This window comes from Exiguobacterium sp. s80, from assembly GCF_018618725.1.
GTDB lineage: Bacteria > Bacillota > Bacilli > Exiguobacteriales > Exiguobacteriaceae > Exiguobacterium_A > Exiguobacterium_A oxidotolerans.
This window is the reverse complement of record NZ_JACSMP010000011.1, coordinates 22,624-48,313: the sequence shown is the minus strand read 5'-3', so window position 1 is coordinate 48,313 and position 25,690 is coordinate 22,624. Positions and strand designations below refer to the sequence as shown.

Here is a 25,690-nt window from a genome sequence, read left to right as displayed (position 1 = left end):
CTTAAGGCGTAGGTGATTCAAATAAATACATGTTACAATGAACTTAAAATAATAGAAGGAGGTGGGAAGATTGAAAATCATCATTCGAATCTTTTTCGCGTTACTCGGTCTTGCGCTTGGTGTCTTGTTATTGCCCCAGTTATTTCAATTAATTGAAGCGGCGACAGGGATGACTTTCCCGGAATGGTTGATGACGACATACGTAACCGGAACGATTGGTGCACTCATATTTTTATTAATTGGATTATTCATTACGGATGCGGTTATTCGACTTCTCCGATTTTTAGAAGAAAAACTAGTAAAGGCGCCCGCTGCAGATTTATTCTTTGGAACATTTGGTCTCTTGCTAGGTCTCGTGATGGCATTTCTCGTCAGCATGTTGATTGAACTTGTCGGGATTCCGCTGCTTAGTAATGTCTTAACCATTTTCGCGACTGCCTTATTCGGATACCTCGGCTTTACGGTCGGATATCGCAAACGGCATGAGTTGACGAAAATCTTTTTACGGTCAAACAGTAGTAACTCGGATAAAAAGTCGACACCGGAACCCGTTGTTGTCGCAAAATCAAACAGTAAAGTACTCGATACGAGTGTTATCATCGATGGACGGATCACAGATATCGCGAAGACCGGATTTGTTGAAGGGAAACTGATCGTTCCGCAGTTCGTGATTGGGGAACTTCAATACATTGCCGATTCATCGGATACATTAAAACGAAATCGTGGACGCCGGGGGCTTGACGTCTTAAAAGAACTCCAATCAATCCCTGGAATGGAAGTCGAAATTTATGATGGTGACTTCGAGGATGTACCAGAAGTCGACATCAAACTGATTAAGCTGGCAGAGTTGATGAAAGGAATTGTCGTTACGAACGATTACAACTTGAATAAAGTGTGTGAAGTCCGGAACGTACCCGTCTTGAACATCAATGATTTAGCAAATGCCGTCAAGCAAGTTGTGATTCCGGGTGAAGAGATGATGGTGCTTGTCATCAAAGAAGGAAAAGAGCAAAAGCAAGGGATTGCCTACCTCGAAGATGGCACGATGGTCGTCGTCGAAGGTGGTAAACACTTGATTTCGAAAACGATTGGTGTTGTCGTGACGAGTGTCCTTCAGACGTCTGCTGGACGGATGATTTTTGCGAAGCCACAAGAAAAATAAGGGACTGCCACAACTGTGGCAGTCTTTACTTATGAGAAAAGAGGGAATGCAGTGATAGAACAGACATACCGCGTCGTCATTCCGGCAGCTGGTGCCGGAAAAAGAATGGGCGCAGATCGTAATAAACTGATGCTGCTGTTACGGGACCGTTCAATCATTGAGTGGACACTCGATGTGTTTGAAGCCGATCCCTTATGTGAAGAAATCATTCTTGCCATCAATCCGGCGGAACAAGTCTGGTTTGAGCAAGTGACGGACCGATACGCAACGCCTGTACGCCTTGTTGCCGGAGGACGGGAACGGCAAGAAAGTGTCTTACGCGGACTGGAAGTCATCGAAGCACCCGGGATCGTGTTGATTCATGATGGCGCCCGGCCATTCATCGAACAGACAGCGATTCATGCCGTCGTCGCGGCGGCAGTCGAGCACAAAGCAGCGATTCTCGCCGTCCCGGTCAAAGATACGGTCAAACGGATCATCGGAGAGACGATCGTCGAAACGGTTCCGCGTGACGAACTGATGGCAGCTCAAACGCCGCAAGCCTTCGACCTCGATATGATCCGAACTGTCCATCAAAAAGCAGCAGAACACTATTTAGGTACAGATGATGCAAGTTTGATAGAATGGGACGGAGGAAAGGTGACGCTCGTCACCGGTCAGTATGAAAATATTAAAGTGACGACACCGGATGATTTATGGTTTGGTGAAGCGATCCTAATGAAACGAGGGAAATAACGATGATTCGAATTGGACAAGGTTTTGATGTACATGCATTCGCAGAAGATCGGAAACTCATTTTAGGCGGGATTGAAATCCCACATACGAAAGGATTACTCGGTCACTCGGATGCAGACGTCTTGCTCCATACGATTGCGGATGCAGCACTCGGAGCGATTGCAGAAGGGGATATCGGCAAACATTTTCCGGACACCGATCCTGAGTTCAAAGATGCGGACTCTGCTAAACTGCTCGAACATGTCTATGCACTCGTCAAGCGTAAAGGATATGAATTGAGTAACTTAGACGCGACCGTCATCGCGCAAGCGCCTAAATTACGCCCGTACATCGATACGATGCGTGCGCGGATTGCGGAACTGCTTGAAGCGGACATCGAGCAGATCAATGTCAAAGCGACGACAACGGAATGGCTCGGGTTTACAGGGCGTGAAGAAGGAATTGCGTGCCAAGCTGTGATTCTGCTGAAACGAATCGAAGAATAAGGTATACTAATTAAGCGAATTTGAGACTAAAGGAGTGATCGGCAATGGCAGAAGTACGTGTACGTTATGCACCAAGTCCGACCGGGCACCTTCATATTGGGAATGCACGGACGGCTTTATTCAACTATTTGTTCGCACGTCATGCGGGCGGGAAAATGATTTTACGGATTGAGGATACGGACCAAAAACGAAACATTGATGGTGGCGTTGAAAGTCAGATGAAGTACCTCGAGTGGCTCGGAATCGATTGGGATGAAGGTCCAGGCCGCGGTGGCGATTACGGTCCTTACTTCCAAATGGAACGGCTTGATCTTTATCAAAAATACACAGACGAGTTACTTGAAAAAGGACTCGCCTACCGTTGCTACATGACCTCGGAAGAACTTGAGGCGGAACGTGAAGCACAAATTGCACGTGGTGAAGCACCGCGTTATTCAGGTGCACACCGAGATTTATCGCAAGAACAAGAAGACGCATTTGTCGCAGAAGGACGGACACCATCGATTCGGATTCGTGTACCGGAAAGCGTGACATATACGTGGAACGATATCGTCAAAGAAGACGTATCGTTTGAATCAAAAGACTTCGGGGACTGGGTCATCGTCAAAAAAGACGGGATTCCGACGTATAACTTCGCCGTTGTCGTCGACGATCACTTGATGGCAATCAGCCATGTCTTACGTGGAGACGACCACATCTCGAACACGCCGAAACAGATGATGATTTATGATGCGTTCGGTTGGGAGTATCCAACATTTGGTCACATGACGCTCATCGTCAACGAAGAGCATAAAAAACTGTCGAAACGTGATCAATCAATCATTCAGTACATCGAGCAGTATAAAGACCTCGGGTATCTCCCGGAAGCGTTACTTAACTTCGTGACGTTGCTTGGTTGGTCGCCGGTCGGAGAACAAGAAATCTTTACGAAAGAAGAATTCATCGAGATCTTTGATGCGTCCCGCCTGTCGAAGAGTCCAGCTGTTTTCGATCAACAAAAACTCGCTTGGATCAATGGGCAGTACATGAAACATCAATCGTTCGAAGAAGTATTCGAAGCGAGTCTTCCATTCCTTCAAGCAGCAGGACGCGTCTCAAACGAGCCGTCAGCAGAAGAACTCGACTGGGCGAAGAACCTCGTCGGACTTTACCGTGAGCAGATGACACACGGAGCGGAAGTCGTTGAGCTTTCAGAGATGTTTTTTGAAGATGAAGTGGTGTATGATGAAGAAGCAAACACTGTCTTGAGTGGCGAAACGGTTCCGACCGTCTTAGCTGAATTCGCGAACCAATTGCGGACACTTAAAGAGTGGACGCCGGAAGCGATCAAAGCATCGATTAAGGCAACACAAAAAGCAACCGGTCAAAAAGGAAAAAATCTGTTCATGCCAATCCGCGTCGCAACGACGGGGCAAACACATGGTCCAGAACTTCCGAATACGATTCAACTATTAGGAAAAGACCGCGTACTTGCGCGACTAGACGTATAAATAAAGCGTAGATGAGGAAAGTAGTGTCAATGTTTCTTCTCCAGAGACAAGCTTGTGTGGTGCGAGAGCTTGAAGAAAATTGCCATGAAATGCCCCTCTGAGTGCTACCCGAAATCAGTGAGAGTAGGCGTAGACGTATCTCCGGCGTTAACGGACACGGAGAGGGACGATTGATTCGTCCAAACAGAGTGGGACCGCGCTAATTAGCGTCTCTGTGCAGCGATGCACGGAGGCGCTTTTTCTTATGGAGAGGAGATTGAACATGACACGTATACGAGAAGACATTCGCAATGTATTCAACCAAGACCCGTCTGCACGCAGTAGCATTGAAGTCATCTTGACGTACCCCGGCTTACATGCGATTTGGATGCACCGTGTAGCCCATCGGTTATGGAAGTTGAACTTAAAGTTACTGGGGCGAAGCATTTCACAGTTCAGCCGCTTCTTGACAGGGATCGAAATTCATCCGGGTGCGACGATTGGTCGTCGCTTCTTCATCGACCATGGGATGGGTGTCGTCATCGGAGAAACAGCCATCATTGGCGACGATGTGACGATTTTTCAAGGCGTGACGCTCGGCGGGACGGGCAAAGAGACGGGCAAACGTCATCCGACGCTCGGTAATGGCGTGCTCGTTTCAGCCGGAGCACGTGTACTCGGTGATATTTCGGTCGGGGATGCATCAAAAATCGGGGCAAGCTCAGTCGTCCTGAAAGACGTCCCTGCTAACGCAACCGTCGTCGGGATTCCGGGACGTGTCGTCATCCAGGACGGAATGAAAGTCGAGGCCCCTCTCGATCACCGTCTACCGGATCCTGTTAGTGAGTGCCAGGAACGGATTGAAATTGAAATCGATGAACTAAAACGGGAAATTGAACGAATCAAAGGAGGACTTCGGAATGATACAACTCTACAACAGCATGACCGGAAAAAAGGAACCATTTAAACCGTTAGAAGAAGGTAAGGTCAAGATGTACGTCTGTGGACCGACCGTCTATAACTATATCCACATTGGTAATGCCCGCCCGGCAATCGTCTTCGATACAGTCCGCCGCTACTTTACGTACCGCGGTTATGAGGTTCAGTATGTCTCGAACTTTACGGATGTCGATGATAAAATCATTCGGACGGCAAATGAACTCGGTGAAGATTATCATGACTTAACGAAACGTTTCATTGCCGCGTATCATGCAGATACGGGCGCTTTGAACGTGCAACAAGCGGACGTCCATCCGCTCGTTACGGAGACGATGGATGATATCATCGACTTCATCAAAGTTCTCGTTGAAAAAGGGAATGCCTATGCTTCAGGCGGAGATGTCTACTTCCGGACACGGAGTTTTGAGACGTATGGTCAGTTGAGTCAGCAATCGATTGATGAATTACAATCGGGCGCGCGGATTGAAGTCGGCGAGAAAAAAGAAGATCCACTCGATTTCGTTCTTTGGAAAGCCGTTAAGCCGGACGAACCGTCTTGGACAAGTCCATGGGGTGAAGGACGTCCGGGCTGGCACATCGAGTGCTCGGCGATGGCAAAGAAATACCTTGGCGATACGATTGATATCCATGCCGGTGGACAAGACTTGAAATTCCCGCACCATGAAAATGAAATTGCCCAGTCGGAAGCATGCAATTCTCAAAAATTCGCGAACTACTGGATGCACAATGGATTCGTCAACATCGAAAACGAGAAGATGTCGAAATCACTCGGAAACTTTTTGACGGTCCATGAAGCGATTCAAGTCGTCGATCCAATGGTCTTACGCTTCTTCATGCTGTCTGTTCAGTATCGTCATCCGATCAACTACAGCCGTGAGCTGATTGATCAAGCGGTCAACGGTCTCGCGCGAATTCGGGAGTCGGTCGCAAACGTCGAGCATCGTCTCGCGATGACGGCAGATCTCGGAACGGCAAACGAAAAATGGTTAAAGCGGATTGAAGACATCAAGCAACATTTCATCACGTCGATGGATGATGACTTCAATACAGCGAACGCTGTAACGGATTTGTTCGATTTATCGAAAGAAGCAAATCTTTATCTTGCAGAAGCACAAGTGTCAAAAGAAGTTCTTGAGCGCTTCCTGACCGTTTTCAATGAATTGTCGGGCGTATTAGGTGTAACGTTGACGGTCGACCGCGGACTGCTCGACGAAGAAGTCGAACAGTTGATCACAGAACGAAACGAAGCACGGAAAAATCGTGATTTCGGACGGGCAGATGAAATCCGCGATCAGTTACGCGACCAGGGCATCTTGCTTGAAGATACAGCGCAAGGGATGCGGTGGAAGCGCGGATGAAGAACTATAAACAATTGAACGCGCTCGCGCTCGCCTATATGGGAGACGTCGTCTATGAGATGCATGTAAGAGAGCGACTACTTGACCGTGGTTTCGTCAAACCAGGCGAGTTGCATCAAGCAGCGGTCCAGTATGTCCGGGCGCAAGCACAGGCGACCGTCGTTACACATTGGCTCAATCAGGGAACACTGACAGAAGAGGAACAAGCCGTCGTCCGGCGTGGGAAAAATGCGAAGTCCGGTTCTGTACCAAAAAGTACGGATGTCCATACGTACCGCTACGCGACGGCGTTCGAAGCATTGTTAGGCTACATTTATCTTTCAGAAGGAGGGGATCGTCTTGAAGAACTCATCGGGCAAGCGTTCGAATTACTCGAAGCCGAAACGACAGACGGAAAATAACCCAGTCGATCAAGGACAGCGCCCTAAGACTGGCGAAAAGCGAAAACGTGTTGAAAAGAAACAAGAGGACCCGGTCGTCATCGAACCACTCGCGGAAGGGCAGGATTTCCTTTACGGACGAAATCCCGTTCTCGAAGCGTTACGAAGTGGACGCGAAATGAATAAACTCTTTATCCAGGAAGGTCAACAAAAAGGTCCACTCGCCGTCATCCATGCGATGGCGCAAGAAGCGAATGTCCAAATTCAAATCGTCCCCCGTTCAAAACTGCATGGTCTGACAGGGAGCGACAACCACCAAGGTGTCGTTGCGGCAGTTGCCGCCTATGAATACGCGGAACTCGACGATATCTTTGCCTTAGCAGAGAAGAAGGATGAGACACCACTCATCGTCTTACTCGACGAGCTGGAAGACCCGCATAACCTCGGTTCGATTCTTCGGACGGCAGACGCTGTCGGTGCGCACGGGGTCATCATTCCGAAACGGCGCTCGGTCGGATTGACACAAGTCGTCGCAAAAGCATCGACGGGTGCAATCGAGCATATTCCGGTCGTTCGCGTGACGAACTTAACGCGGACGATGGAAGACCTCAAGAAAAAAGGACTTTGGTTCGTCGGGACGGATGCGCGTGAAAGTGATGATTACCGGACGCTTGACGGAACGATGCCGCTTGGAATCGTCATTGGTAGTGAAGGAAAAGGGATGAGTCGCCTCGTCCGAGAGAAATGTGATTTCCTTGTCCACCTTCCGATGGCGGGCCATGTCACGTCACTCAATGCTTCCGTTGCCGCGTCACTCTTATTGTATGAAGTGTACCGGACGAGAAAGCCGTACGCGCGATGAAATATGACCGTCTGATCGTTGATGGCTACAATATCATTGGCGCATGGCCGGAATTCCGGACATTGCGGGAGCAAGATTTTGAATTAGCACGGGAACGATTGGTCGATGCAATGGCGGAATATCAGGCAGTGACAGGAATTAGTGTCACCATCGTCTTTGATGCCTATCTTCAGCCAGGGCGCGAGTCACGTTTAAAAAAGAGTGGACTCGAGGTCATTTATACACGCGAGAATGAAACTGCTGACGAATGGATAGAAAAAACGGCAGCCGAGTGGTTACAAGACATCCGTGTCAAGCTGACGGTCGCGACGAACGACTTCACGGAACAATGGGTGATCTTTACGCTCGGCGCACTCCGCATCTCGGCACAAGAGTTGAGACGGGACTGGAAAGCAGCGGTCGCCGTCATTCAGGGACAGACGACGATGTCGAAGACGAGCAAGAAACCGCGGTCGACTATCGATTTGCCGGCAGATGTCATCGAACGGCTTGAACAAATCCGAAGAAGAAAAAATTCAGATCAGTAAGGGGGTCTCCCCTTAAAAATAAACCGTTTTCTTGACGTACCTGTCGAGAAGGCGGTTTTTTTAAGGGCGAAATACAGATAAAAAGAGGTCATGCCAATTTTCACTGTCGCAGGATAGGAAATTATTGTATAATTGTAGGCAATTGATTAGTTCGTCATAGAAGCTTGGAGGGATGAAGGATGAGTTTGGTTTCGTTCGACCAGTTTGAGTGCATGTCTGATGAGGCGCTTGTGGAACAAGCGAAGGTATTCGATAATAGCGATGCCCTTGAATTTTTGATCGAGCGCTATCGTAACTTCGTACGTGCGAAGGCCCGGTCATATTTTTTGATTGGTGCGGACCGCGAAGATATCATTCAAGAAGGTATGATTGGCCTATACAAAGCAGTACGTGACTACCGGACTGATAAGTTGGCTTCTTTTAAAGGATTTGCCGAACTCTGCATCACACGGCAAATGATCACGGCAATCAAGACGGCGACCCGTCAAAAACATATTCCTCTCAATTCGTACATCTCGCTCGATAAACCAATTTATGATGATGAATCTTCTGAACGGACGTTGCTTGATATCATCACTTCAACGGCACCATCGGATCCGCAAATCTTGATCGTCAACCGAGAAGAGTATGCAGACATCGAAACGAAGATGGATGAAATTCTTAGTGACTTAGAACGAAAAGTGTTGGCACTTTATCTCGACGGAAGAACGTACCAAGAGATTTCGGATGATCTCGATCGCCACGTCAAATCAATTGATAACGCGTTACAGCGTGTCAAACGGAAACTGGAGCGATACCTCGAGGCACGTGAGTTGATTGTCTAACCGCGAGGTGGATTGACCAATCCGACTACCGTATGCTACTGTATAAATAGCGCCTTACTAGCGAGACGCCGCTCATAGGCGTTTTTTTTTACGCTCTTTTTTGGAGGAATCTCCTCCGTTCGAGAGAGAGAGCGGCAAAGAAGGAGGTCTTTTGAGATGGCGAAGAAAGTAGGCCTTGCTTGTGATATTTGCGGTGCCCGCGATTATACGACGATGAAAAAAGAGGATGTCACAGTCCGCTTGGAATTGAAAAAATTCTGTCGGCGTTGTAACGCGCATACGATTCATAAAGAAGCGAAATAAGGCTTCATCTATCCCGATTTAATACATCCTGGAGGGAAAGTACGATGAAATTTTTGCGTGACGTATGGAATGAACTGAAAAAGACGAGCTGGCCAAAACGAAAAGAATTGACGAAGTACACATTGACGGTAATCGGTATGGTTATCTTCATGGGCGTCTTCATCTTTGGTATCGATTCTGGTCTCAGCGCACTCATGAGTTGGTTGATTAAGTAAAAGAAGAGGTGGCGTACCATGGATAAACAGTGGTTTGTCGTCCAAACGTACTCTGGATTCGAAAACAACGTCAAGGCTAACCTTGAACGTCGGATCGAGTCTATGAACATGGACGAGAAAATCTTCCGTGTACTCGTTCCGATTGAAACGGTACAGGAAGAAGTAACGAATAAAAAAGGCGAAACAAAAATCAAAGAGCGTGAAGTTAAGATTTTCCCGGGGTATGTCCTCGTTGAAATGGTCATGACGGATGATTCTTGGTATGTTGTTCGTAACACACCGAACGTAACCGGATTCCTCGGTTCAGTGGGTGGTGGATCGAAACCGACGCCGCTTCTTCCTGAAGAAGCTGAAAACATCCTTGGTTCAATGGGACTTGTCGACATGAAGAGTCGTTATGACTACTCACTCGGTCAAATCGTCCGAATCAAAGAGGGTGCCTTCGAGAACCTTGAAGGAACGGTTGAAGAGCTTGATACAGAAACAGAAAAAATGAAAGTTTCTGTAGATATGTTCGGTCGCGAAACGAAAGTAGAACTCGATTTTTCACAAGTTGAAAAAATCGATTAAGTTTCCTATTGCGAATGTTTTGTTTTAATGGTACAATTTTTCCTGTTTGATGTTGTGCTTATTTCGATAAATAACTCGTCGAATAGAATGAGTGGGAGGACGCGCAACGTCCAATTAAACCACATTAAAGAATTAAGGAGGTGTGTCTCGTGGCGAAGAAGGTTATGAAACTAGTTAAACTTCAAATTCCTGCGGGCAAAGCAAACCCAGCTCCACCAGTTGGACCGGCACTCGGTCAAGCAGGTGTGAACATCATGGGCTTCTGTAAAGAGTTCAACGCTCGTACACAAGACCAAGCCGGCTTGATTATCCCTGTAGTCATCACGGTTTTTGAAGATCGTTCATTTACGTTTATTACTAAAACTCCACCAGCAGCAGTTCTCTTGAAGAAAGCAGCTGGAATCGAGAGCGGTTCAGGCGAGCCTAACCGTAAGAAAGTAGCGACTGTCAAACGTGACAAAGTTCGCGAAATCGCTGAAACGAAAATGCCAGACCTCAACGCAGCATCTGTTGAAACAGCGATGTTGATGGTTGAAGGTACTGCACGTTCTATGGGTATCGTAATCGAAGACTAAGTCTTTCGAATTACAATGAACAACGATGAGGGTCGCAGGCGGATAGTTAATTGAAGCCTTGCTACCCTTTCATTATGTGGGAGGATTTTCCGCACAACCACAAAGGAGGAACCTAAAATGGGTAAGAAGTACAAAGAAGCTGCTAAACTTATCGATCGTACGGTTTCATACGAACTCGCTGAAGCTGTAGACTTAACTAAAAAGTCTGCAACAGCGAAATTCGATGAAACGATTGAACTTGCTGTTCGTCTCGGAGTCGATCCGAAGAAAGCAGATCAACAAATCCGTGGAGCAGTCGTATTGCCACACGGTACTGGTAAAACACAACGCGTTCTCGTCTTCGCGAAAGGTGAGAAATTGAAAGAAGCGGAAGCTGCTGGAGCAGATTACGCTGGTGATTCTGAGTATATCGCTAAAATCCAAAAAGGATGGTTCGACTTCGATGTTATCGTTGCGACACCTGACATGATGGGTGAAGTTGGTAAACTCGGTCGTGTTCTCGGACCTAAAGGCCTCATGCCTAACCCGAAAACAGGAACTGTTACATTTGACGTCACAAAAGCAATCAACGATATCAAAGCTGGTAAAGTTGAGTACCGTGTCGACAAATCAGGTAACATCCACGTTCCTGTCGGTAAAAAATCATTCGATAACGAGAAGTTGGTTGAAAACATCACTACCGTTATGGAAACTCTCGTAAAAGTTAAGCCTGCTACTGCTAAAGGTGTTTACCTTAAAAACATCGCGATCGCTTCTACAATGGGTCCTGGTGTTAAAGTATCTTCAGCTGACTTCGCGAAATAATTTCGTCTAAAACGAACTTGACAACGTTCTAAGAACGCTGTTACAGTATAAAACGTTGATATATTCGACATACCGTAGACAGAAGGTGCTCATCGATTGAGCTTAAACCCTTCCGAGGTGTTCTTGCTCAGAGAGCCTGTTTGTTCAGGTATCCTTTTTGACGATTACGCCTCCTCTGCCCTGCAGAAGGAGGCTTTTTATTTGAAATCGAGCAGCCCCTCGCGCCGGTACAATTTATTTACCAGGAGGTGCAACAGAAATGGCAAACGAAAAAGTTATCGCTGTCAAAGCGGATCTCGTATCTGAGATCGCTGAGAAAATGCAAGCGAGCGCTGGAACAATCGTCGTCGACTACCGTGGTCTCACAGTAGACGAAGTCACTGAACTTCGTAAACAACTCCGCGAAGCGGGTGTTGAATTCAAAGTTTACAAAAACGGTCTCCTTCGCCGCGCAGCAGTTCAAAGCAACCTTGAAGGTCTTGACGAAGTATTCACTGGTCCTAGTGCGATCGCATTCAGCAATGAAGACGTTATCGCGCCAGCTAAGATCTTGAACAACTTCTCTAAAGAACACAAGGCTCTCGAACTTAAAGGTGGTATCATCGAAGGCAAAGTCACTTCAGTAGAAGATGTCAAAGCCCTTGCAGAACTTCCATCACGCGAAGGTCTCCTTTCAATGCTCCTCAGCGTGCTTCAAGCGCCAATCCGTGGTCTCGCGGTGGCAACGAACGCAATCGCAGAGCAAAAAGAAGAACAATCTGCTTAATGTCCGCTTAGCGGGATAGGCAAACACACAATTTTTCAAACCCCAACGTGGGCTAAATCAAAGGAGGAAAACCATAATGGCTTTCAACAAAGAGCAATTTATCGAAGACCTCAAGGGCATGACTGTTCTTGAACTTAACGAACTCGTAAAAACAATCGAAGAAGAATTCGGCGTATCAGCAGCAGCTCCAGTAGCAGCAGCAGGTGCAGGCGCAGCAGCAGCTGAAGAGCAAACTGAATTCGACGTAATCCTTACTAACGCAGGTTCTGGTAAAATCAACGTCATCAAAGCAGTTCGCGAATTGACAGGCCTCGGTCTTAAAGAAGCGAAAGCACTCGTTGACGGAACTCCGGCTCCAGTTAAAGAAGGCGTTTCGAAAGAAGACGCTGACGCAATCAAAGCTAAGCTTGAAGAAGCTGGCGCAAGCGTAGAAGTTAAGTAATTTTCTTCTTCCGCAGACAAAAGAAGCTCGCTTTGCGGGCTTCTTTTGTTTTCATCTTTAATCAAGAGAGGGGAAGGAAACATGGCAGACCATTATTACACGAATGATCCCTCCTCAAAACGAGATCCGAAATCATGGGAGTTCGTCCTACGCGGCGAAACATTCCGCTTCACATCGGACCACGGTGTGTTCTCAAAAGGTGGCGTCGACTTTGGTTCGCGTCTATTGATTGAGGCATTCGTTGAGCCGGATGTACCGGGTGCGATTCTAGATGTCGGTTGCGGATATGGACCGATGGGGATTTCACTGGCAAAAGCGACCGGGCGTGACGCGAAACTCGTTGATGTTAACGAACGGGCACTTGAACTAGCGGCTGAAAATGCACGTGCGAATGGTGTTTCCGTGACGACCGGTGTAAGTGACGGGTATGTTGGCGTAGGTGATGAGACATTTGCAGCGATCGTGACGAATCCACCGATTCGGGCAGGAAAAGCAGTTGTTCATCGGATTTTACGTGAAGCTTATGATCACCTCGTAGTAGGGGGCGCCCTCTGGGTCGTCATTCAGAAAAAACAAGGGGGACCATCAGCGAAGAAACTGATGGAAGAAGTCTTCGGTTCTTGCGAGACAGTAACCCGCGATAAAGGGTATTCAATATTTAAATCAATTCGGTCTTGACAAATCGGGTGATTTGTCGTTGACCTTGTGTTGTGTCTATGATAGTATTATAAAATGCCATTGGAGTGATTTTTGGATAAGCAGGTTGAAAGTAGCTGGCGTTCTCGACTACAGATGATTGAGTAGACAAGACGTCGCTTTTTTGCGCTTATCGGTCAAAAAATGGCTTCAATGTTCGATATTACACCCGTCCTTCTCTAGAAGAAGAAGTGGGTCTGAGAGGTGAATCAGTTGACTGGTCAACTTGTTCAGTACGGTCGTCACCGTCAGAGAAGAAGCTATGCACGTATCAGCGAAGTATTAGAACTTCCAAATCTAATTGAGATTCAAACGAATTCATACGAATGGTTCCTACGGGAAGGTCTTCGTGAGATGTTTCATGACATTTCGCCGATTTCCGACTTCACAGGAAATCTCGTATTAGAATTCATCGATTACTCGCTCGGTGAGCCGAAGTATTCGATTGATGAATCGAAAGAACGCGACGTGACCTATTCGGCACCACTGCGCGTTAAAGTCCGTCTTCAAAACAAAGAGACGGGTGAATTGAAGGAACAAGAAGTCTTCATGGGTGACTTCCCGCTTATGACGGAGTCGGGAACATTCATTATTAATGGTGCGGAACGAGTTATCGTTTCTCAGCTTGTTCGTTCGCCAAGTGTGTATTACAACAATAAGTTAGATAAGAACGGTAAACGTGGATTCTCGGCAACGGTCATCCCGAACCGTGGAGCATGGCTCGAACTTGAGACAGATGCGAAAGATATCGTATATGTCCGAATCGACCGCACGCGTAAGATTCCTGTAACGGTTCTTTTACGTGCTCTTGGTTTCGGTACGGATCAGGAAATCATCGATCTCCTTGGAGATGATGAGTACCTCCGGAATTCGCTTGAAAAAGATAATACAGAATCAACGGAAAAAGCCCTCATCGAAATCTATGAGCGTCTACGCCCGGGTGAGCCACCGACAGTTGAAAATGCGAAAGCACTTCTCGTGTCACGGTTCTTCGACCCGAAACGTTACGACTTGGCAAACGTTGGTCGCTATAAAATCAATAAGAAGCTTCATCTGAAGAATCGTCTGTTCGGACAAAAGCTTGCGGAAACGCTCGTTGACCCTGAAACAGGTGAAGTAATCGCAGAAGCTGGAACGGTTCTTGACCGACGCATGCTCGACAAAGTCTTGCCATTCCTTGAAGGATCTGTCGGTTACATCGAAGCGACGCCAACTGGCGGCGTAACACAAGGCGAAGCCTTCAACTTGCAATCGATCAAGGTGTTCGCACCGGACGATGCTGAAGGTGAACGCATCATCAATATCATCGGTAACGGTAACATCGATCGTGACATCAAGCACATTACGCCTGCTGACATGATTGCTGCAATCAACTACTTCTTCAACTTGTTGCATGAAGTAGGGACAACAGACGATATCGACCACCTCGGTAACCGTCGTCTCCGTTCTGTCGGTGAATTGCTCCAAAACCAGTTCCGTATTGGTCTTTCACGTATGGAACGTGTCGTTAAGGAACGTATGTCGATTCAAGATCAGAATGCGATCACACCACAGGCATTGATCAACATTCGTCCTGTTATCGCGTCAATTAAAGAGTTCTTCGGTAGCTCACAGTTATCACAGTTCATGGACCAAACAAACCCGCTCGCTGAGTTGACGCACAAACGTCGTCTATCTGCTCTCGGACCCGGTGGTTTGACACGTGAGCGTGCTGGCTTTGAAGTTCGAGATGTTCACTACTCGCATTATTCCCGTATGTGTCCAATCGAAACGCCAGAGGGACCAAACATCGGTTTGATCAACTCACTGTCTTCGTTCGCGAAAGTCAATGAGTATGGTTTCATCGAAGCACCATACCGCCGTGTCAATCCGGAAACGGGTGTTGTCACGGATGAAATTCACTACATGACGGCAGACGAAGAAGATCTCTACGTCGTTGCGCAGGCAAACATGTTGTTGACGGAAGAGAAGACGTTCCAAGATACACACGTCCTATCACGTTTCCGTGGACAAAACTTGTCTGTTGAGCCATCACGTGTCGATTACATGGATGTTTCTCCGAAACAGGTTGTTTCGGCAGCGACAGCATGTATTCCGTTCCTTGAGAACGATGACTCGAACCGTGCCCTCATGGGAGCGAACATGCAACGTCAGGCCGTACCACTTCTCGATCCAGAATCTCCGATTGTTGGAACTGGGATGGAGTACGTGTCTGCGAAAGACTCAGGAGCTGCCGTTGTTGCAAAACACTCTGGTATCGCTGAGCGCGTAACGGCTCGTGAAATCCTTGTCCGTCGTACGACGGAAGTCGATGGCAACATCGTTCAAGGTGAACTTGATCGTTATAAAATCCAAAAATTCATTCGTTCTAACCAAGGAACGTGCTATAACCAAAAACCAATCATCAAAGCAGGCGATCCTGTCGATAAAGGCGAGATTCTTGCAGATGGTCCATCAATGGACGGTGGGGAACTTGCGCTCGGTCGTAACGTACTCGTCGGTTTCATGACATGGGATGGTTACAACTACGAGGATGCCGTCATCATGAGCGAACGTCTTGTGAAAGATGATGTCTACACATCGATCCACATTGAGGAATACGAATGTGAATCACGGGATACAAAACTCGGACCGGAAGAAATCACTCGTGATATTCCGAACGTCGGTGACGACGCCCTGAAAAACCTCGACGACCGCGGAATCATTCGTGTCGGTGCTGAAGTAAAAGATGGGGATATCTTAGTCGGTAAAGTTACACCTAAGGGCGTAACGGAATTGACAGCTGAAGAACGTCTGTTACATGCGATCTTCGGTGAAAAAGCACGTGAAGTGCGTGATACATCACTCCGTGTACCACACGGCGGCGACGGTATCATCCTTGACGTCAAAATCTTCGATCGTGATAACGGCGACGAACTATCTCCTGGTGTCAACCAGTTGATCCGTGCGTACATCGTTCAAAAACGTAAGATTCACGAAGGAGATAAAATGGCAGGTCGTCACGGTAACAAAGGTGTTATCTCACGTATCTTGCCAGAAGAAGACATGCCGTACATGCCAGACGGCACACCAATCGACATCATGTTGAACCCACTTGGTGTACCATCACGAATGAACATCGGGCAGTTGCTCGAGCTTCACCTTGGTATGGCTGCACGCCAACTCGGAATCAAAGTCGCATCACCGGTATTTGATGGTGCACGTGAGGAAGATGTTTGGGCAACGATTGAAGAAGCCGGTATGGATCGCGACGCGAAGACTGTTCTTTATGACGGTCGTTCGGGTGAAGCGTTTGATAACCGCATCTCGGTCGGTGTCATGTATATGATTAAACTCGCCCACATGGTCGATGATAAGCTTCACGCACGTTCGACGGGTCCTTACTCACTCGTTACGCAACAGCCGCTCGGTGGTAAAGCCCAGTTCGGTGGACAGCGTTTCGGAGAGATGGAAGTTTGGGCACTTGAAGCATATGGTGCCGCGTATACACTCCAAGAGATCTTAACGATCAAATCGGATGATACGATCGGTCGTGTTAAAGCGTATGAAGCGATCGTTAAAGGCGAAAATGTACCGCAACCGGGCGTACCGGAATCGTTCCGAGTTCTCATTAAAGAACTTCAATCACTTGGTATGGACGTTAAGATGATGTCTGCTGAGGACGAAGAGATCGAAATGAAGGACGACGACGAGGACAACATCCCGAACGCGACTCCAGCACTCGAAGAAGTTCAAGCGCCTGTCGCACCAGTTGTTACTGAAGAGGAATAAGCGAAAGGGAGGTCCACCCCTTGGTAGATGTTAATAGATTTGAATATATGAAAATCGGCCTCGCTTCCCCCGAAAAGATCCGTTCGTGGTCTTTCGGGGAAGTGAAAAAGCCGGAGACGATCAACTATCGTACGCTCAAGCCAGAGAAAGACGGCTTGTTCTGTGAACGGATTTTTGGTCCAACGAAAGACTGGGAATGTTACTGTGGGAAATACAAACGAATCCGTTATAAAGGAATCATTTGTGACCGCTGTGGCGTTGAAGTCACGAAGTCGAAAGTCCGTCGTGAGCGCATGGGTCACATCGAGCTCGCAGCACCGGTTTCGCACATTTGGTACTTCAAAGGAATCCCAAGTCGTATGGGTCTTGTCTTAGATATGTCACCACGTGCGCTCGAAGAGATCATTTACTTCGCATCGTACGTCGTTACAGATCCGGGCGAATCGACACTCGAGAAAAAACAACTCCTTTCAGAAAAAGAATACCGTGCATACCGTGAGAAATTCGGTAGCTCATTCACAGCTGAAATGGGTGCGGAAGCAGTTCGTAAATTGCTCCGCGACGTTGAACTCGAAAAAGAAGTAGCTGGTTTACGTGAAGACCTTCGAATGATTCAAGGACAACGTCGTACACGTGCGATCAAACGTCTTGAAGTCTTAGATGCTTTCCGCAACTCAGGCAACAACCCGGAATGGATGGTTCTCGAAGTATTGCCAGTCATCCCGCCGGAACTTCGTCCGATGGTCCAGCTTGATGGTGGACGTTTCGCGACATCAGATTTAAACGATTTATACCGTCGTGTTATCAACCGTAACAACCGTCTCAAGCGTCTTCTTGACCTTGGCGCTCCGAACATCATCGTTCAGAATGAAAAACGGATGTTACAAGAAGCGGTTGATGCCTTGATCGATAATGGTCGTCGTGGCCGTCCGGTCACTGGACCAGGTAACCGTCCATTAAAATCTCTTTCACATATGTTGAAAGGGAAACAAGGACGTTTCCGTCAAAACTTACTCGGTAAACGTGTCGACTACTCTGGTCGTTCGGTTATCGTCGTTGGTCCAAACTTGAAGATGTATCAATGTGGTCTTCCAAAAGAAATGGCCCTTGAGCTCTTCAAACCGTTTGTCATGAAAGAACTCGTCTCACGTGGTATCGCACCAAACATTAAGAGTGCGAAACGTAAAATCGAACGCGTTCAACCTGAAATCTGGGATGTACTTGAAGAAGTCATCCGCGAGCATCCGGTTCTCTTGAACCGTGCACCGACACTTCACCGTCTCGGTATTCAGGCGTTCGAACCAACACTTGTCGAGGGTCGCGCGATTCGTCTTCACCCGCTCGTATGTACGGCTTACAACGCCGATTTTGATGGTGACCAAATGGCGGTCCACGTACCACTTTCTGCAGAAGCACAAGCAGAAGCACGTCTTCTCATGCTCGCTGCACAAAACATCTTGAACCCGAAAGACGGTAAGCCTGTTGTTACACCATCGCAGGATATGGTCCTCGGTAACTACTACCTCACACTCGAACGCGAAAACGCGATCGGTGAAGGTAAAATCTTCTCGACTGTGAATGAAGCACTCATCGCCTACCAAAACGGGTATGTTCACTTCCATTCACGTGTTGCGATTCCTGCCGGCGTTCTTAAGAACCCGACGTTTACAGAGTCACAAAACGAGAAATTATTGGTTACGACTGTCGGTAAGTTGATCTTCAACGAGATCCTCCCAACGACTTTCCCATACTTGAATGAGCCAACAATGAGCAACTTACAGGAAGCAACGCCTGAGAAGTACTTCCTTGAAAATGGAACGGATGTTGCTGCTGAAATCAAGAACCGTCCAATCATTGAGCCATTCAAAAAAGGATTCCTTGGAAATGTCATCGCGGAAGTCTTCAAACGTTTCGAAACGACGGAGACGAGCCGTATGCTCGACCGCATGAAAAACCTTGGTTTCAAACACTCGACACGTGCCGGTATCACGGTTGGTATCTCGGATATCATCGTACTTCCGGACAAACAGGAAATCCTGGTCGAAGCACAAGATAACGTGGATCGCGTTATGAAATCGTACCGCCGTGGTCTCATCACGGAAGACGAGCGCTATGAGCGTGTCGTCAAGTCGTGGAACGACGCGAAGGATGAAATTCAGTCTCGTCTGATGAAATCCCTCAACCGTCTAAACCCGATCTTCATGATGAGTGACTCTGGTGCCCGTGGTAACGCGTCAAACTTTACGCAGCTTGCAGGGATGCGTGGACTCATGGCCGCTCCAAGTGGACGGATCATCGAGCTCCCGATCAAATCTTCGTTCCGTGAGGGTCTGACGGTTCAGGAATACTTCATCTCGACGCACGGTGCGCGTAAAGGTCTTGCCGATACAGCCTTGAAAACTGCCGATTCAGGTTACCTGACTCGTCGTCTCGTTGATGTAGCGCAAGATGTTATCATTCGTGAAGATGATTGTGGAACGGATCGTGGTATCCGTGTCATGGCTCTTCGCGAAGGAACGGAAGAAATCGAAAGTCTTTACGACCGACTCGTCGGACGTACGGCATTCGAAAAAGTCGTTCACCCGGAAACGGGAGAAGTTCTTGTTTCTGTTAACGAACTCATCGACGAAGATATCGCGCGTACAATTACGGACGCTGGTATCGACAACGTTGAAATTCGTACTGCCTTCACTTGTAACACGAGTCATGGTGTCTGTAAGAAATGTTACGGACGTAACCTTGCAACGGGTAACGATGTTGAAGTCGGTGAAGCAGTCGGAATCATTGCGGCACAATCAATCGGTGAGCCAGGAACGCAGCTTACAATGCGTACCTTCCACACAGGTGGGGTTGCCGGAGATGATATCACGCAAGGTCTTCCACGTATCCAAGAGTTGTTCGAGGCCCGTAACCCGAAAGGTCAAGCGGTCATCTCGGAAATCGACGGACAAGTCATCGACTTTACAGAGTCGCGTGACAAACGTGAATTGACGATTCAAGGTCTGAGCGAAACACGCACATACACGATTCCATTCGGATCGCGTCTTCGTGTTCAACTCGGTGAAGAAGTCATTGCCGGTCAAGTGTTCACAGAAGGATCGATTGATCCGAAAGAACTCTTAAACGTTAAAGGTGTATCTGGTGTTCAGAACTACCTTCTTCAGGAAGTTCAAAAAGTATACCGGATGCAAGGAGTTGAAATCGGTGACAAGCACGTCGAGGTCATGGTTCGTCAAATGATCCGCCGCGTTCGCGTCATCGAGTCAGGTGAGACAACACTTCTCCCTGGTTCACTCGTTGATATCAGTACCTTTAAAGAAGCATGTAAAGAAGCGCTCCGTGCAGGAAAAGCACTCGCTTCCGCTAAACCAGTTCTCCTTGGTATTACAAAAGCATCGCTTGAGACAGACTCGTTCCTATCAGCTGCTTCGTTCCAGGAAACTACTCGTGTCCTTACGGATGCAGCAATCAAAGGGAAGAGCGACTACCTTCGCGGCTTGAAAGAGAACGTTATTATCGGTAAACTAGTTCCAGCTGGTACAGGAATGACACGTTACCGTCAAATCGGACTCGAAGTAGCTGGTGAAGCACCTGTAGAAGCAGATTCTCCTGTAGAATAAAACGCCTTGACACGTCGGTATGGCGGTGCTACTATGATATAGTGTTGCCAACCGGCCGTGTTATTTTGGAGGATATCTTCATGTCTTACAAAAAAGTAGTCGGCGCAGATTTGAAGTTTGTCGGTCAAAAGCAAACGCTCAAAGCATTGCGATCTGGCAAGGCGTCGGAAGTGATCATCGCGGATGACGCAGATGAACACGTAAAACAAGCATTGCTCGATGCGGCGAAACAAGCTAACGTTCCGGTTGTGAACGTGCCTTCTAAGCTTGAGCTTGGTAAGGTTTGTGGAATCGATGTCGCGGCAACTGCTGTTGCCATTAAGAAAGTTTGATAATACGTTTTGTGTGGCGATGGAATGCCTGAGCCACGCAAAACGTTTCATTATGACTTTCGATGAACCACCCGGCTCGGTGGTTTTGAAACTTGTCATGAATTCAGGAAGGGAGGATCTCAAAGATGCCTACTATCAATCAATTGGTCCGTAAAGGACGTCAATCAAAAGTTGTGAAATCAGATTCGCCAGCGCTGAACAAAGGGTACAACAGCTTCATTAAAGCTCGTACTGACATCAGCTCACCACAAAAACGTGGTGTTTGTACTCGTGTAGGTACAATGACTCCGAAGAAACCGAACTCGGCTCTTCGTAAGTACGCACGTGTACGCTTGACGAACACAATGGAAGTAACAGCTTACATCCCAGGTATCGGCCACAACTTGCAAGAACACAGTGTTGTTCTTATTCGCGGAGGCCGCGTAAAAGACTTACCAGGGGTACGTTATCACATCGTTCGTGGTGCACTTGATACAGCTGGAGTTGACGGCCGTATGCAAGGTCGCTCGAAATATGGTACTAAACGTCCAAAAGCAGCAAAAAAATAATCTAGATATCTGAAGATATCACCTCACTATATGAAAGGAGGGACTCGGAATGCCACGTAAAGGTCAAGCAGAACGTCGTGATGTAATGGCTGATCCGATCTACAACTCTAAACTCGTTACCCGCCTTATCAACCGTCTTATGTTAGATGGTAAAAAAGGTACTGCTCAACAAATCTTATACAAAGCTTTCGAAACTATCGCTGAACGTTCAGGTCGCGATGCAATGGAAGTTTTTGAAGAGGCGATGAACAACATCATGCCAGTTCTTGAAGTAAAAGCACGCCGTGTAGGTGGAGCTAACTATCAAGTTCCTGTCGAAGTCCGCCCTGAGCGCCGTACGACACTCGCACTTCGTTACCTCGTGAACTACTCACGTCTCCGTAACGAGAAAACTATGGATGCTCGTCTTGCTAATGAAATCATGGACGCTGCAAACAACACTGGTGCTTCTGTTAAGAAGCGCGAAGATATGCACAAAATGGCGGAAGCGAACAAAGCGTTTGCTCACTACCGCTGGTAAATCCGGAATTAACCACCTCATCTATGCCATTTTGTATGGAAATATGAGGTGGCTTTCGGGTATAGTCATGACGTGTGGCAACACACGGACACTAAATTAAAATGCGAAAGGAGAATGTTTAAAGATGGCAAGAGAATTCTCCCTTAAGAACACCCGTAATATCGGGATCATGGCCCACATCGATGCTGGTAAAACAACAACGACTGAGCGGATCCTCTATTACACGGGTCGTATCCACAAAATTGGTGAAACGCACGAAGGTGCTTCACAAATGGACTGGATGGAGCAAGAGCAAGAACGTGGAATCACGATTACATCGGCAGCAACAACTGCACAATGGAAAGGTAACCGCGTAAACATCATCGATACTCCTGGACACGTAGACTTCACTGTTGAAGTTGAACGTTCACTCCGTGTACTTGATGGTGCGGTTGCAGTACTTGATGCTCAGTCTGGTGTTGAGCCACAAACTGAGACAGTATGGCGCCAAGCTACAACTTACGGCGTACCACGTATCGTTTTCGTAAACAAAATGGATAAAATCGGTGCAGACTTCCTGTACTCGGTCGGAACGCTCCGCGATCGCCTTCAAGCGAACGCACACGCAATCCAAATTCCAATCGGCGCTGAAGATGAATTCAAAGGAATCATCGACCTCGTTGAAAAGAAAACATACATGTACGGTAACGACATCGGTACTGATATCGAAGTAACGGATGGTTTCCCTGCAGAATTCGCAGACGAAGCTGAAGAACTTCGTGCATCATTAATCGAAGCTGTTGCGGATTACGAAGAAGAAATGATGATGAAATACCTCGAGGGCGAGGAAATTTCAATCGAAGAGTTAAAAGCGGGTATCCGTAAAGCGACTCTTACAGTTGATTTCTACCCTGTACTCGTTGGTTCGGCATTCAAGAACAAAGGTGTCCAGCTTATGCTTGACGCAGTCCTTGACTACCTCCCATCACCAGTCGACGTAAAAGCAATCACAGGAATTAACATGGATACAGATGAAGAGATCGTTCGTGAGTCTACTGACGAAGCGCCATTCTCTGCACTTGCATTCAAAGTTATGACTGACCCGTATGTTGGTAAATTAACGTTCTTCCGTGTGTACTCTGGTACAGCTTCGGCAGGATCATACGTTAAGAACTCAACAAAAGGTAAACGTGAGCGTCTTGGACGTATCCTTCAAATGCACGCGAACAGCCGTGAGGAGATCCCAATGGTCTTCGCTGGTGACATCGCTGCAGCTGTAGGTCTTAAAGATACGACTACTGGTGATACGCTTTGTTCTGAGAAAGACAACGTCGTTCTCGAATCAATGACATTCCCAGAACCAGTTATCTCGGTCGCAATCGAACCAAAAACGAAAGCCGACCAAGATAAAATGGGTCAAGCACTTGCTAAGCTTGCTGAAGAGGATCCAACGTTCCGCACTGAAACAAACCCAGAGACTGGTCAAACGATCATCTCAGGTATGGGTGAGCTTCACCTCGACATCATCGTTGACCGTATGCGTCGCGAGTTCAAAGTCGAAGCTAACGTTGGTGCTCCACAAGTAGCTTACCGTGAAACGATTCGCCAAGCAGCGAAAATCGATTCTAAGTTCGCTCGTCAATCAGGTGGTCGTGGTCAGTATGGTCACGTCGTCGTAGAATTCGAGCCGAACGAAGAAGGTGCTGGCTTCGAGTTCAACAACAAAATCGTCGGTGGTGTTGTTCCGCGTGAATACATCCCAGCGGTTGAAAACGGAATCGAAGAAGCACTTCAAAACGGTATCCTTGCTGGTTATCCAGTAGTTGACGTTAAAGCAGCACTCGTTTTCGGTTCATACCACGATGTCGACTCAAACGAGATGGCATTTAAAATCGCGGCTTCAATGGCAGTCAAACAACTTAAAGATAAGAGCGGCGCTGTTATCCTTGAGCCAATGATGAAAGTTGAAATCGTCATCCCAGACGAATACATGGGAGACATCATGGGTGACGTTACGTCACGCCGTGGACGCGTTGAAGGTATGGAAGCTCGTGGGAACGCACAAGTCGTTCGCTCGATGATTCCACTTTCGGAAATGTTCGGATATGCAACAGGACTTCGTTCGCGCACACAAGGTCGCGGTACGTACTCAATGCACTTCGATCACTACGAAGAAGTACCGAAATCAGTTGCTGAAGAAATCATCAAAAAATCAAACGGCTAATCCTTCACAGGTTGTCACGATTATTTGATTAGTGTAAGCTAAGGAAGGTGTACGTTATTCGACGATTCACCTTCCTAGTTATAAAAAATTATTAGACACATAGAGGAGGAATTCAGAATGGGTAAAGAAAAATTCGACCGTTCTAAACCGCACGTTAACGTTGGTACAATTGGCCACGTCGACCACGGTAAAACAACTTTAACAGCAGCTATCTCAGCTGTACTTGCAAAATCACAAGGTAAAGCTGCAACTAAGTTTGACCAAATCGATGGTGCTCCAGAAGAGCGCGAGCGCGGTATCACTATCGCAACAGCTCACATCGAGTACGAAACAGAAAAACGCCACTATGCACACGTTGACTGCCCAGGTCACGCTGACTATGTTAAAAACATGATCACTGGTGCTGCACAAATGGACGGCGCGATCCTCGTTGTTTCTGCAACTGATGGTCCAATGCCACAAACACGTGAGCACATCTTGCTTTCACGTCAAGTAGGTGTTCCTTTCATCGTAGTATTCATGAACAAAGTCGACATGGTTGACGACGAAGAGCTTCTTGAACTCGTTGAAATGGAAATTCGCGAACTTCTTTCTGAGTATGACTTCCCAGGCGATGACCTCCCAGTTATCCAAGGATCTGCTCTCGGCGCGCTTAACGGCGAAGCTAAATGGGAAGAAAAAATCATGGAACTCATGACAGCTGTTGATGAGTACATCCCTGAGCCAACTCGCGACACTGAAAAAGACTTCATGATGCCAGTTGAGGATGTTTTCTCAATCACTGGTCGTGGTACAGTAGCTACTGGCCGCGTTGAGCGTGGAGTTCTTAAAGTCAACGACGAGATCGAAATCGTTGGTCTTCACGAAGAAACTAAAAAATCAGTATGTACTGGTGTAGAGATGTTCCGTAAGCTTCTTGACTATGCTGAAGCTGGCGACAACATCGGAGCTCTTCTTCGTGGTGTATCACGTGACGACATCGAGCGTGGACAAGTTCTCGCGAAACCAAACACAATCACACCGCACAAAACTTTCAAAGCGCAAGTTTACATCCTTTCAAAAGAAGAGGGTGGCCGTCACACGCCATTCTTCGGTAACTACCGTCCACAGTTCTACTTCCGTACAACTGACGTAACTGGTATGTGCCAACTTCCTGAAGGTACTGAAATGGTTATGCCTGGGGACAACATCGAATTGACTGTTGAACTCATCGCACCAATCGCTCTTGAAAAAGAAACTCGTTTCTCAATCCGTGAAGGTGGCCGTACAGTAGGCGCTGGATCAGTTACAGAAATCGTTGAGTAATTTTTAAGCAAAAAGGTCTTCCGTCTCCCGTGACGGAAGACCTTTTTTTGTTTTCTGAAAAACAGTCTTGCAACATGGTCAGACATCTTATATACTGAGGAAAGTGTTTGTGCGAGTGGTGAGAGACTTGAAAACAAGTTCTAATTTATTTTGCTTGCATTCTTGCTTGGAATTAAGTAAACTAGAATATGTTGGTCACAAACACAACGCGATGAAGCGGGAGGTTATGACACACCAGGCGGCATTGCCATGGCTAGT

25 protein-coding genes and 2 other annotated features are annotated in these 25,690 nt (G+C 47.3%); all 25 genes read left to right on the top strand.

Annotation, left to right across the window (positions count from 1 at the left end):
* The first annotated feature begins 70 nt into the window (after positions 1-70).
* The 25 genes from KNP94_RS14750 (at position 71) to tuf (ending at position 25,432) form a co-directional block, all read left to right on the top strand.
* Positions 71-1,162 (top strand): PIN/TRAM domain-containing protein, encoded by a 1,092-nt coding sequence (locus KNP94_RS14750; protein WP_088835995.1) that lies wholly within the window; start codon positions 71-73, stop codon positions 1,160-1,162.
* 51 nt (positions 1,163-1,213) lie between these two features.
* Complete coding sequence (ispD, locus tag KNP94_RS14745; RefSeq protein ID WP_215115907.1) at positions 1,214-1,897, top strand: 2-C-methyl-D-erythritol 4-phosphate cytidylyltransferase; 684 nt, start codon at positions 1,214-1,216, stop codon at positions 1,895-1,897.
* A 2-nt stretch (positions 1,898-1,899) separates the two neighbouring features.
* Positions 1,900-2,382, top strand: coding sequence for a 2-C-methyl-D-erythritol 2,4-cyclodiphosphate synthase (gene ispF, locus KNP94_RS14740; RefSeq protein ID WP_029332239.1), 483 nt, complete (start codon positions 1,900-1,902; stop codon positions 2,380-2,382).
* 44 nt (positions 2,383-2,426) lie between these two features.
* Positions 2,427-3,872, top strand: coding sequence for a glutamate--tRNA ligase (gltX, locus tag KNP94_RS14735; protein ID WP_215115906.1), 1,446 nt, complete (start codon positions 2,427-2,429; stop codon positions 3,870-3,872).
* Positions 3,872-4,089: a binding site (T-box leader), on the top strand. (Overlaps the previous gene by 1 nt.)
* 45 nt (positions 4,090-4,134) lie before the next feature.
* On the top strand, positions 4,135-4,818 hold the full coding sequence (cysE, locus tag KNP94_RS14730; RefSeq protein WP_214805997.1) for a serine O-acetyltransferase: 684 nt from the start codon (positions 4,135-4,137) through the stop codon (positions 4,816-4,818).
* Positions 4,772-6,169, top strand: a complete 1,398-nt coding sequence (gene cysS, locus KNP94_RS14725) for a cysteine--tRNA ligase (RefSeq protein WP_088835999.1) — start codon at positions 4,772-4,774, stop codon at positions 6,167-6,169. Before cysE ends, cysS begins: the two co-directional genes overlap by 47 nt.
* The gene (locus KNP94_RS14720) at positions 6,166-6,570 is read left to right on the top strand and encodes a Mini-ribonuclease 3 (protein ID WP_088836000.1); all 405 of its coding nucleotides are present in this window, start codon (positions 6,166-6,168) and stop codon (positions 6,568-6,570) included. Before cysS ends, KNP94_RS14720 begins: the two co-directional genes overlap by 4 nt.
* Positions 6,571-6,649: 79 nt before the next feature.
* Positions 6,650-7,411: a 23S rRNA (guanosine(2251)-2'-O)-methyltransferase RlmB gene (rlmB, locus tag KNP94_RS14715; protein ID WP_088838388.1), complete on the top strand. Its 762-nt coding sequence runs from the start codon at positions 6,650-6,652 to the stop codon at positions 7,409-7,411.
* Positions 7,408-7,938: an NYN domain-containing protein gene (locus KNP94_RS14710; RefSeq protein ID WP_088836001.1), complete on the top strand. Its 531-nt coding sequence runs from the start codon at positions 7,408-7,410 to the stop codon at positions 7,936-7,938. Before rlmB ends, KNP94_RS14710 begins: the two co-directional genes overlap by 4 nt.
* Positions 7,939-8,117: 179 nt before the next feature.
* A complete protein-coding gene (gene sigH / locus KNP94_RS14705) occupies positions 8,118-8,762 on the top strand; it encodes an RNA polymerase sporulation sigma factor SigH (RefSeq protein WP_088836002.1) in 645 nt (214 codons plus the stop codon).
* Positions 8,763-8,918: 156 nt separating this feature from the next.
* Positions 8,919-9,065, top strand: a complete 147-nt coding sequence (gene rpmG / locus KNP94_RS14700; RefSeq protein ID WP_029332247.1) for a 50S ribosomal protein L33 — start codon at positions 8,919-8,921, stop codon at positions 9,063-9,065.
* A 44-nt stretch (positions 9,066-9,109) separates the two neighbouring features.
* Positions 9,110-9,280, top strand: coding sequence for a preprotein translocase subunit SecE (secE, locus tag KNP94_RS14695; RefSeq protein ID WP_029332248.1), 171 nt, complete (start codon positions 9,110-9,112; stop codon positions 9,278-9,280).
* A gap of 18 nt (positions 9,281-9,298) precedes the next feature.
* Entirely contained in the window at positions 9,299-9,850 is a 552-nt protein-coding gene (gene nusG, locus KNP94_RS14690) for a transcription termination/antitermination protein NusG (RefSeq protein WP_088836003.1), read from the top strand.
* Positions 9,851-9,999: 149 nt separating this feature from the next.
* Positions 10,000-10,425, top strand: a complete 426-nt coding sequence (gene rplK, locus KNP94_RS14685; protein ID WP_012368996.1) for a 50S ribosomal protein L11 — start codon at positions 10,000-10,002, stop codon at positions 10,423-10,425.
* A gap of 117 nt (positions 10,426-10,542) precedes the next feature.
* Positions 10,543-11,229 (top strand): 50S ribosomal protein L1, encoded by a 687-nt coding sequence (gene rplA / locus KNP94_RS14680; RefSeq protein ID WP_029332250.1) that lies wholly within the window; start codon positions 10,543-10,545, stop codon positions 11,227-11,229.
* 54 nt (positions 11,230-11,283) lie between these two features.
* Positions 11,284-11,438 (top strand) — a sequence feature (ribosomal protein L10 leader region).
* A 50-nt stretch (positions 11,439-11,488) separates the two neighbouring features.
* Positions 11,489-11,995, top strand: a complete 507-nt coding sequence (gene rplJ / locus KNP94_RS14675) for a 50S ribosomal protein L10 (RefSeq protein WP_029332251.1) — start codon at positions 11,489-11,491, stop codon at positions 11,993-11,995.
* 76 nt (positions 11,996-12,071) lie between these two features.
* On the top strand, positions 12,072-12,437 hold the full coding sequence (rplL, locus tag KNP94_RS14670) for a 50S ribosomal protein L7/L12 (RefSeq protein ID WP_214767887.1): 366 nt from the start codon (positions 12,072-12,074) through the stop codon (positions 12,435-12,437).
* A gap of 81 nt (positions 12,438-12,518) precedes the next feature.
* Positions 12,519-13,115: a class I SAM-dependent methyltransferase gene (locus tag KNP94_RS14665; RefSeq protein WP_088836004.1), complete on the top strand. Its 597-nt coding sequence runs from the start codon at positions 12,519-12,521 to the stop codon at positions 13,113-13,115.
* A 231-nt stretch (positions 13,116-13,346) separates the two neighbouring features.
* Complete coding sequence (gene rpoB, locus KNP94_RS14660; RefSeq protein WP_088838389.1) at positions 13,347-16,904, top strand: DNA-directed RNA polymerase subunit beta; 3,558 nt, start codon at positions 13,347-13,349, stop codon at positions 16,902-16,904.
* 20 nt (positions 16,905-16,924) lie between these two features.
* Positions 16,925-20,524 (top strand): DNA-directed RNA polymerase subunit beta', encoded by a 3,600-nt coding sequence (gene rpoC / locus KNP94_RS14655; RefSeq protein WP_088836005.1) that lies wholly within the window; start codon positions 16,925-16,927, stop codon positions 20,522-20,524.
* A gap of 80 nt (positions 20,525-20,604) precedes the next feature.
* The gene (locus KNP94_RS14650) at positions 20,605-20,856 is read left to right on the top strand and encodes a ribosomal L7Ae/L30e/S12e/Gadd45 family protein (RefSeq protein ID WP_088836006.1); all 252 of its coding nucleotides are present in this window, start codon (positions 20,605-20,607) and stop codon (positions 20,854-20,856) included.
* 125 nt (positions 20,857-20,981) lie between these two features.
* Positions 20,982-21,404, top strand: coding sequence for a 30S ribosomal protein S12 (gene rpsL, locus KNP94_RS14645; RefSeq protein ID WP_012369004.1), 423 nt, complete (start codon positions 20,982-20,984; stop codon positions 21,402-21,404).
* 49 nt (positions 21,405-21,453) lie between these two features.
* Positions 21,454-21,924, top strand: coding sequence for a 30S ribosomal protein S7 (rpsG, locus tag KNP94_RS14640; RefSeq protein WP_023466623.1), 471 nt, complete (start codon positions 21,454-21,456; stop codon positions 21,922-21,924).
* Between the two features lie 124 nt (positions 21,925-22,048).
* Entirely contained in the window at positions 22,049-24,127 is a 2,079-nt protein-coding gene (gene fusA, locus KNP94_RS14635; RefSeq protein WP_029332256.1) for an elongation factor G, read from the top strand.
* A 117-nt stretch (positions 24,128-24,244) separates the two neighbouring features.
* The gene (tuf, locus tag KNP94_RS14630; protein ID WP_088836007.1) at positions 24,245-25,432 is read left to right on the top strand and encodes an elongation factor Tu; all 1,188 of its coding nucleotides are present in this window, start codon (positions 24,245-24,247) and stop codon (positions 25,430-25,432) included.
* Positions 25,433-25,690 lie beyond the last annotated feature (258 nt).

Excerpts from the sequence above, each read along its gene's own strand:
- tuf (WP_088836007.1), top strand. The coding sequence starts at position 24,245 with ATGGGTAAAGAAAAATTCGACCGTTCTAAACCGCACGTTAACGTTGGT.
- rpmG (WP_029332247.1), top strand. The coding sequence starts at position 8,919 with ATGGCGAAGAAAGTAGGCCTTGCTTGTGATATTTGCGGTGCCCGCGAT.
- fusA (WP_029332256.1), top strand. The coding sequence starts at position 22,049 with ATGGCAAGAGAATTCTCCCTTAAGAACACCCGTAATATCGGGATCATG.
- KNP94_RS14650 (WP_088836006.1), top strand. The coding sequence starts at position 20,605 with ATGTCTTACAAAAAAGTAGTCGGCGCAGATTTGAAGTTTGTCGGTCAA.
- rplA (WP_029332250.1), top strand. The coding sequence starts at position 10,543 with ATGGGTAAGAAGTACAAAGAAGCTGCTAAACTTATCGATCGTACGGTT.
- gltX (WP_215115906.1), top strand. The coding sequence starts at position 2,427 with ATGGCAGAAGTACGTGTACGTTATGCACCAAGTCCGACCGGGCACCTT.
- rpsL (WP_012369004.1), top strand. The coding sequence starts at position 20,982 with ATGCCTACTATCAATCAATTGGTCCGTAAAGGACGTCAATCAAAAGTT.
- ispF (WP_029332239.1), top strand. The coding sequence starts at position 1,900 with ATGATTCGAATTGGACAAGGTTTTGATGTACATGCATTCGCAGAAGAT.
- rplL (WP_214767887.1), top strand. The coding sequence starts at position 12,072 with ATGGCTTTCAACAAAGAGCAATTTATCGAAGACCTCAAGGGCATGACT.
- rplJ (WP_029332251.1), top strand. The coding sequence starts at position 11,489 with ATGGCAAACGAAAAAGTTATCGCTGTCAAAGCGGATCTCGTATCTGAG.
- cysS (WP_088835999.1), top strand. The coding sequence starts at position 4,772 with ATGATACAACTCTACAACAGCATGACCGGAAAAAAGGAACCATTTAAA.
- secE (WP_029332248.1), top strand. The coding sequence starts at position 9,110 with ATGAAATTTTTGCGTGACGTATGGAATGAACTGAAAAAGACGAGCTGG.
- KNP94_RS14710 (WP_088836001.1), top strand. The coding sequence starts at position 7,408 with ATGAAATATGACCGTCTGATCGTTGATGGCTACAATATCATTGGCGCA.
- sigH (WP_088836002.1), top strand. The coding sequence starts at position 8,118 with ATGAGTTTGGTTTCGTTCGACCAGTTTGAGTGCATGTCTGATGAGGCG.
- KNP94_RS14720 (WP_088836000.1), top strand. The coding sequence starts at position 6,166 with ATGAAGAACTATAAACAATTGAACGCGCTCGCGCTCGCCTATATGGGA.
- cysE (WP_214805997.1), top strand. The coding sequence starts at position 4,135 with ATGACACGTATACGAGAAGACATTCGCAATGTATTCAACCAAGACCCG.
- nusG (WP_088836003.1), top strand. The coding sequence starts at position 9,299 with ATGGATAAACAGTGGTTTGTCGTCCAAACGTACTCTGGATTCGAAAAC.
- rpsG (WP_023466623.1), top strand. The coding sequence starts at position 21,454 with ATGCCACGTAAAGGTCAAGCAGAACGTCGTGATGTAATGGCTGATCCG.
- KNP94_RS14665 (WP_088836004.1), top strand. The coding sequence starts at position 12,519 with ATGGCAGACCATTATTACACGAATGATCCCTCCTCAAAACGAGATCCG.